The sequence below is a fragment of the Streptomyces sp. NPDC051172 genome (genome assembly GCF_040682555.1).
Taxonomy (GTDB): domain Bacteria; phylum Actinomycetota; class Actinomycetes; order Streptomycetales; family Streptomycetaceae; genus Streptomyces.
The window spans coordinates 99837-107134 of the sequence record NZ_JBFBBE010000027.1; the positions used below are offsets into that span (position 1 = coordinate 99837).

The following is a 7298-nucleotide window of genomic DNA, read 5'->3' on the forward strand; positions in this document are numbered from 1 at the left end:
ATCTCCGCGCGTAGACCCATCCGCCTCGTAAGCTGTGCGCATGGCGAAGTGGACCCCCCAGCACGAGGCGCCGGAGCCCCTTGAGGGCCCCGTGGTCGCCACCATCACCGGCGGCACGATCCTCTGGTTCGTCCTCTTCCTGGTGCAGCTTCCCTTCTACGGCTGGTTCGACGACCACGGGCATCTGTGGTGGCTGTGGACGTGCCTGACCGGAGGCGTGCTCGGGCTGTACGGCGTGTGGTTCGTGAGGAAGCGTGACGCCGCGATCAAGCGGGCGGCCGCAACGGGGGCGACGGAACGGGCGACGGCGGCCGAATAGGCACCCGGCGGTGGTGCGGGCCCTGCTGGGGGCTACAACCACCGCACGAGTTCGCTCCTCCCCAGGTCGGATCTTCCGGGCACTCGGCGGGTGAAGGCGTAAATCCACACGTACCGTCGAATGCATGACGCACATCGACGCGGGCGCGGAGCTCGACCCTGTGCACCCCGTACCCCTTCCGGTGCCGGCGCGGGGGCTGACCGCGGCCGAGGTGGCCGAGCGGGTGTCGCGGGGGCAGGTCAATGACGTTCCGGTGCGCAGCAGCCGGTCGATGGGCGAGATCGTCCGGGCGAACGTCTTCACACGGTTCAACGCGATCATCGGTGTGCTCTGGCTGATCATGCTGTTCGTCGCGCCGTTCCAGGACAGCCTGTTCGGGTACGTGATCATCGCCAACACCGGCATCGGCATCATCCAGGAGTGGCGGGCCAAGAGGACCCTGGACTCGCTCGCGGTGATCGGGGAGGCGCGGCCCACGGTGCGGCGGGACGGGGTGGCCGCCGCGATCAGCACCTCTCAGATCGTGCTGGACGATCTGATCGAGATCGGGCCGGGGGACAAGGCCGTGGTCGACGGGGTGTGCGTCGAGGCCGACGGGCTGGAGATCGACGAGTCGCTGCTCACCGGCGAGGCCGACGCCGTGGTCAAGAAGCCCGGGGACCAGGTGATGTCGGGCAGCTTCGTGGTGGCAGGCGGCGGTGCCTTCAAGGCCACCAAGGTGGGCCGTGAGGCCTACGCCGTCCAGCTCGCCGAGGAGGCCTCCCGCTTCACCCTGGTCCACTCCGAGCTGCGCACCGGTATCTCGACGATCCTCAAGTACGTGACCTGGATGATGATCCCGACCGCGATCGGCCTGGTCATCAGCCAGCTGGTGGTCAAACAGCACGGGTTCAAGGACTCGGTCGCGCGGACGGTGGGCGGCATCGTCCCGATGGTCCCGGAGGGGCTGGTGCTGCTGACGTCGGTCGCCTTCGCGATAGGCGTCATACGACTTGGCCGAAAACAGTGCCTGGTCCAGGAACTCCCGGCCATCGAAGGCCTCGCCCGCATCGACACCGTCTGCCTCGACAAGACCGGCACCCTCACCGAGGGCGGCATGGACGTCACCGAGCTCAGGCCGCTGCAGGGCACCGACGAGTCGTACGTACGCAAGGTCCTCGGCGCCCTCGGCGAGTCCGACCCGCGGCCGAACGCCTCCCTCCAGGCGATCATCGACGCCTACCCGGACGTCGAGGACTGGCGCTGCACGGAGTCCCTGCCCTTTTCCTCCGCCCGCAAGTACAGCGGCGCCACCTTCAGCGAGGGCAACGGCGAGTCGAGTACCTGGCTGCTGGGGGCGCCCGACGTGCTGCTGGCCGCCGGCGACCCGGCCCTCAAGGAGACCGGGCGGCTCAACGAGCAGGGCCTACGGGTGCTGCTGCTCGCCCGGGCCGGCCGCGACCTGGACGATCCCGAGCCCGCGAAAGGGGCCAGGCCCGCCGCCTTCGTCGTCCTCGAACAGCGTCTGCGCCCGGACGCGGCGGACACCCTGCGCTACTTCGCCGACCAGGACGTCCGCGCCAAGGTCATCTCCGGCGACAACGCCGTGTCGGTCGGCGCGGTGGCCGCCAAGCTGGGCCTGACCGGCACGACCGTGGACGCCCGGCACCTGCCCTCCGAGCAGGAGGAAATGGCGAAGTCGCTCGACAAGGGCACGGTGTTCGGACGGGTCACCCCGCAGCAGAAGCGGGACATGGTGGGCGCACTGCAGTCCCGCGGCCACACGGTCGCGATGACCGGCGACGGCGTGAACGACGTGCTGGCGCTCAAGGACGCCGACATCGGCGTGTCCATGGGCTCGGGTTCGGAGGCCACCCGGGCGGTCGCGCAGATCGTGCTGCTGAACAACAGCTTCGCGACGCTGCCGTCGGTGGTCGCGGAGGGCCGACGGGTCATCGGCAACATCACCCGGGTGGCGACCCTGTTCCTGGTGAAGACGGTCTACTCGGTGCTGCTGGCGGTGCTGGTGGTGTGCTGGCAGGTGGAATACCCGTTCCTGCCAAGGCACTTGACGCTTCTCTCCACCCTTACGATCGGCATCCCGGCCTTCTTCCTCGCCCTGGCACCCAACAAGGAACGGGCCAAACCCCACTTCGTACGGCGGGTGATGCGGTACTCGATCCCGGGCGGGGTGGTGGCCGCGGTGGCGACCTTCGTGATGTATCTGATCGCCCGTCACTACTACACCGGGCCTGGGCAGCTGGACGCGGAGACCAGCGCGGCGACCCTTACGTTGTTCCTGATCTCGATGTGGGTGCTGGCGATCATCGCCCGGCCCTACACCTGGTGGCGGATCGCCCTGGTGGCCTCGATGGGCGTGGCGTTCGTCTTCGTGCTGATCGTGCCGCAGCTCCAGCACTTCTTCGCGCTGAAGCTGGTCGGCGAGACGATGCCGGGGGTCGCGGTCGGCATCGCGGCGGTGGCGGCGGTCGCCCTGGAGTTGCTGTGGAAGTGGGTCGACCGCCGCTTTCCTGCCTAGCGGGTGCGGATACTTACTGCACGTCGACGAAGTCGCCCGTGGCGTTGACCGCCGGGGTCGTCGAGGTGCCCGCGAAGGAGTAGCGGTAGTAGCCGTCGACCGTGGCCGTGGTCGTCGTCCTCAGGTCACCCGTGGTGCTCGTCTTGATGGTCTTCAGCGTGGTGTAGGTGCTGGAGCCCTTCTTGCGGAACTGCAGCTTCACCGGCTGGGTGCTGTAGCCGTGGTACTTGTTGTCCTCCCAGTTGGCGCGGGAGAGCTTGCCGACCACGGTGATGGTCTTGCCCTTCCTCACCGGCTCCGGGGTGGCGTTGACCGTCAGCCTGGAGTTGCGCTGGACGAGGGTGCTGCCGAGGTCGCCCTGCAGGGAGTGGTCCCCGGTGCTGTACTGCAGCGCGAGCGCGCCGGCCGACCACTTGCCCGCGTCCGAGTTGAGCAGGTCACCGGCGGTGCCGCCCTCGTTGATCGGGAAGATGTCGATGTCGCCCTTGCAGCTGGCGGTGGTGGCCGAGGTGGCCGCGCAGGTGGCGGGCAGCTCGCCGCCGAGCACGTTCTGGGCGCTGGTGATCGAGCTGCCCTTGTAGATGATGGGGCCGCTGTCGAAGTCGCTGGAGTTGATGTCGTAGTTCGCCCCGTGGGTCAGCGTGTAGGTGACCGTGGCGGCGACGTGGTTCGTGGTGCCGACCTTGATCGCCTTGGCGATCTTGAGGTTGGAGAAGGTGACGCCCAGATCCGCGGCGGCGGCGCTGCTGCTGAAGGCGGTCCTGCCGTGCGCGGCGAGAATCTTCGCGGCCTCCGTCTTGTACGACGGGGCGTCGGCGGCGTGCGCGGCCGGCAGGGCGAAGGTGGAAAGGGCCAGGGCGCCGGAGACGGCGGCCACGGTGGCACGTATGCGCATGTGTTCCCCAGGTGGAGAAAGTGATCGTGGAGCCTGTTGGCTCAGGGGGTGAGATCCGTGGCAGTTGTGGAAAGTTGTACGGCCGAAGAGGATTTTTTTACGCGGATTGCAAATTCCCTGCCAAGATCGGCAACCGACCGCCCCGGAGTTCCCTCCGGGGCGGGCTTCGGGGGCGCCGAAGCCTTCGCGGGGCTGCTGGACGTCAGTCGAACCAGCGGTCCCGGGCCAGTTCATCCGTCCGGGACGGGTCCTCCAGCAGGGCCGCCACCTCGAAGCGCCGGGGCCACTGGCCCGCTGCCCAGGCGAGGCCGGCGGCGACGCCCTCCAGGGTGGCCGCGTGCAGGACCCCGTCCGCCGTCAGGCGCCAGTCCAACTCCACGCCGTCGACGACGAGTTCCTCGTGCTCGACGTACGTGGCGGGGGTGCCGGCACCCAGCAGGACCCGTACCGCGTCCGGTACGTCGTGTTCGGTGCCCTCGGAGGTGACCTCTCCCGTCACGGACTCGCTCAGGCGCCGCACCTGGAACAGTTCGGCCAGTTCGGCGGCGCGCGCCGGGCGTACCGGCAGGAGGGGGACGCCCTCGGTGAAGGGCAGCAGGTCCGGGGAGTCGACGACCACGGCGTCGGCGGCGTCCACGACCTCGACCCGGCCGTAGACCACGGCCCGCAGCTCGTCCGGCAGGGTCACCTGCTCGGGGTCCAGGTCGGCCAACGCACCGTAGAGGGCGTGCAGTTGGGCCGCCGTGACCTGGCGCTCCGGGTCGGCGAGGCGGTCCAGGAGCTCCGCGGCGCCGCCCGGCTCGTCGAGCAGGGCCGACACCGACGTCCGTACGCCGAGCGCCCGCAGTACCTGTTCGTCGTCGAAGCCGGTCGCATCCGCCTCGTCGTACAGACCCCGCAGGAGGGGGTCGCCGCCGGACGCCAGCAGGCCTGCCGGGCGGCGGCCGTCGAGGACCGGGTGGCCGCGCAGCCACCAGGCCGTGTAGGGCCGTACGACCTCGTGCGTGCCGTCGGGGAGCAGGATCCTTACCGGCTGGGTGAGGGCGTCGCGCAGGGGTGGCTGGGCGAGCAGGGCGAGGGCCTGCGGCCATTTGTCGTCGTCGACCAGGTCCAGGTCCCGTACGGCGACCAGTTCGGTGGCGACGGGCGGTACGGGGGTGTCCGGGAAGCGGTCGAGGACGTCCTCGCTCCACACGTCCACGGCGTCCAGCAGCCCCGCGTCGTCGGGTTCGGCGTAGTCGCCTTCGCGCGGCTCCAGTTCGTCGGGGTCCAGCACCACGTCCGTGGCCCGTACGAGGGCGAAGTTGGCGAGGACACCACAGGCGGCCAGCGGCTGCTCGCCCCACTTGTCGGCCAGTTCGGCGTCGACGGTGGCGAGTTCGTCCGACCGCATGACCTGGTGGAAGGGGCTGCCGGGGAGGACGAGCTCGCCGGCGGGGGCGAGTTCGCCGTCCTCGTCGGGCAGGGCGAGGGCGCCCAGCCACGGCTCGTCGCCCGGCTCCAGACCGGCGTCCCGTACGAGCGCGAGAACCGTGTCGGCCAGCTCCTCGGCGTCGGGCGCGTCCTGCTCCCAGTCGAGTCCGCCCTCGTCGTCGAGGGAGGCGGCCACGGCGGCCCGTACCTGCGGGGTGGTGAGGACGGCGCGGGGCGTCGCCGGGAGCGCGCCGAGCTTCTCCAGGAGGGGGTGGGCCGCGTCCGGGTGGGCGACCTTCAGGCCGAGCCGGGCGAGCACCTCGGGGTCGATGCGTGCGGCGTCGGCGGTGGGCAGGAGCACCTGGCGGGGGCCGATGGTGGTACGGCCGTCGGCCAGCGGCACGGGCAGTCCGGAGAGGCGGTCCGGGTCTACGCCGGCGAGGCTGTCGTAGAGCCGCCGCCACCAGCCGGGTTCCTTCTCGAGACCGGCGAGGCGGTCGATCGCGTCGGTGAGCGGGACCCGGGCGACGCCCAAGGTCCGCAGTTCCACGCGCCGTTCGAGCCCGGCGGGCAGGAGGGTCGGGAGCACCTCGGCGAGGACCTGCACCGTGTCGTGGCCCGCGCCCTCGACGATCTCGGCGTCGCGGGGGCGCAGGGACTCCGGGAGGCCGGAGTCGTGGTCGGCGTCCTGGTCCTTGCCGGGTTCGGCGGCGGGCGGCGGGAAGGCCGGGTGGGCGGGCGGGAGAAACTCGGTCCGCGGGAGGCGTTCGAGGATCGCCTGGCGCAGTGCCCCGTCCAGCTCGCCCTTGCCCAGCGGGCCGGGGACGAGGTCGATGATGCCGCCGGTCACCGGGCGCCAGTCGGCGAGGAGTTCGGCGTACGCGTCCGCCGCGCGCTGGACGAGGAAGTCGGTGAGGGGGCCGGGGGCCGCGTGCCGGCGGGTGGTGTCCAGGGGGAAGGAGGCGATGAGCAGGGCGGGGACGCCGAGGGGCTCGTCGCTGGGGGTGGGGGCGTGGACGACGGCGCTGGTGCGGGGGCGGGCCGGTGAGCTGTCGGTGGCGTTGACGGGCACGGCCCAGGTGAGGGACCAGTGCGGGCGGAGGCGTTCCTCGACGGGGCGGTCGGCGAGGAGGTCGGGGGTGAGGGGGCCGTGGGCGGAGGACGTACGCCAGTGGGTGGTGCCGCCCAGGGAGTCGTCAACGACGGTGAAGGAGCCGTTGGTGCGGCGGCTGAGCGTGCGGGGGCTGTCGCCGTTGATCTCGACGACGACCTCTTCGAGGCCCGGGAGGGCGAGGAGCAGAGCGTCGTCGACGGCGCCCAGGAGGCGTTCGGCGAGGTCGGTGGCGGCGGCGTCGCGCAGCGGGAGGATGACGGCGGTGTCGTACGGGGCAGGGGCGGTGCCCTCGGCGGCGAAGGGGAGCCGCAGGAGCGGGACGTGGCCGTCCCGGCGGCGGATCTCGTCGCCCAGACCGGGGCTGTGCCGTGCCGTGTCGGCGGCGAGTTCCCGGGCCTCGGCGAGGGACCAGCGGACGCCGCCGTGACGGCCGACCAGGGCGGGTTCGTCGGTGACGGCGAGTACGGCGGCGAAGCCGACGCCGAAGCGGCCGACTGCGGTGTCGTGGGCGTCGCGTTTGGCGGAGGCTCGGAGGGTGGAGAGCGACTCGACGCCTGTTGCGTCCAGGGGGGCGCCGGTGTTGGCGGCGACGAGGACGCCGTCGCGGAGGGTGAGGCGGAGGCGGCCGGGGACGGCTGCGCGGGCTGCGGCGTCGGCGGCGTTCTGGGCGAGCTCCACGACGAGGCGGTCGCGGTAGCCGCCGAGGACGAGGTCCTCCTCGGCGTTGGCGTCCTCGCGGAAGCGGGTGGGGCTGGTGGCCCAGGCGTCGAGTACGCCTCGCCTGAGGCGGGCGGTTCCGAAGGGGTCCGCGCCCTCTGGTGCAGGCCGCACGAACTTGCTCACGTTGGCTCTCCTCATCGGCCCTCATCGGCGTGAGCTCGAAGGTACCGCGAGTTGTTCTCCGCCCCCGCCGCCCCTACCCGTCCCGTCCCCAGGGGCGCTGCCCCTTCGACCCCGCCGGGGCTCCGCCCCGGGCCCCGATCGGCCTGAACGGCCTCGTCCTCAAACTCCCCCACTCTCGGCTTCGCTCGAGCGGGGG

At 71.5% G+C, this 7298-nt stretch carries 4 protein-coding genes; 2 read left to right on the plus strand and 2 right to left on the minus strand.

Annotation, left to right across the window (positions count from 1 at the left end; all coding sequences use genetic code 11):
- Window positions 1–40: 40 nt before the first annotated feature.
- Entirely contained in the window at window positions 41–319 is a 279-nt protein-coding gene (locus tag AB0N07_RS18760; protein WP_365836277.1) for a DUF2530 domain-containing protein, read from the plus strand.
- A gap of 124 nt (window positions 320–443) precedes the next feature.
- A complete protein-coding gene (locus tag AB0N07_RS18765) occupies window positions 444–2837 on the plus strand; it encodes an HAD-IC family P-type ATPase (RefSeq protein WP_365836279.1) in 2394 nt (797 codons plus the stop codon).
- A 13-nt stretch (window positions 2838–2850) separates the two neighbouring features.
- Here AB0N07_RS18765 and AB0N07_RS18770 read toward each other — a convergent pair whose 3' ends face one another.
- Entirely contained in the window at window positions 2851–3732 is an 882-nt protein-coding gene (locus tag AB0N07_RS18770) for a hypothetical protein (protein ID WP_365836281.1), read from the minus strand.
- Window positions 3733–3934: 202 nt separating this feature from the next.
- Window positions 3935–7102: a molecular chaperone Hsp90 gene (locus tag AB0N07_RS18775; RefSeq protein WP_365836283.1), complete on the minus strand. Its 3168-nt coding sequence runs from the start codon at window positions 7100–7102 to the stop codon at window positions 3935–3937.
- Window positions 7103–7298: the final 196 nt, after the last annotated feature.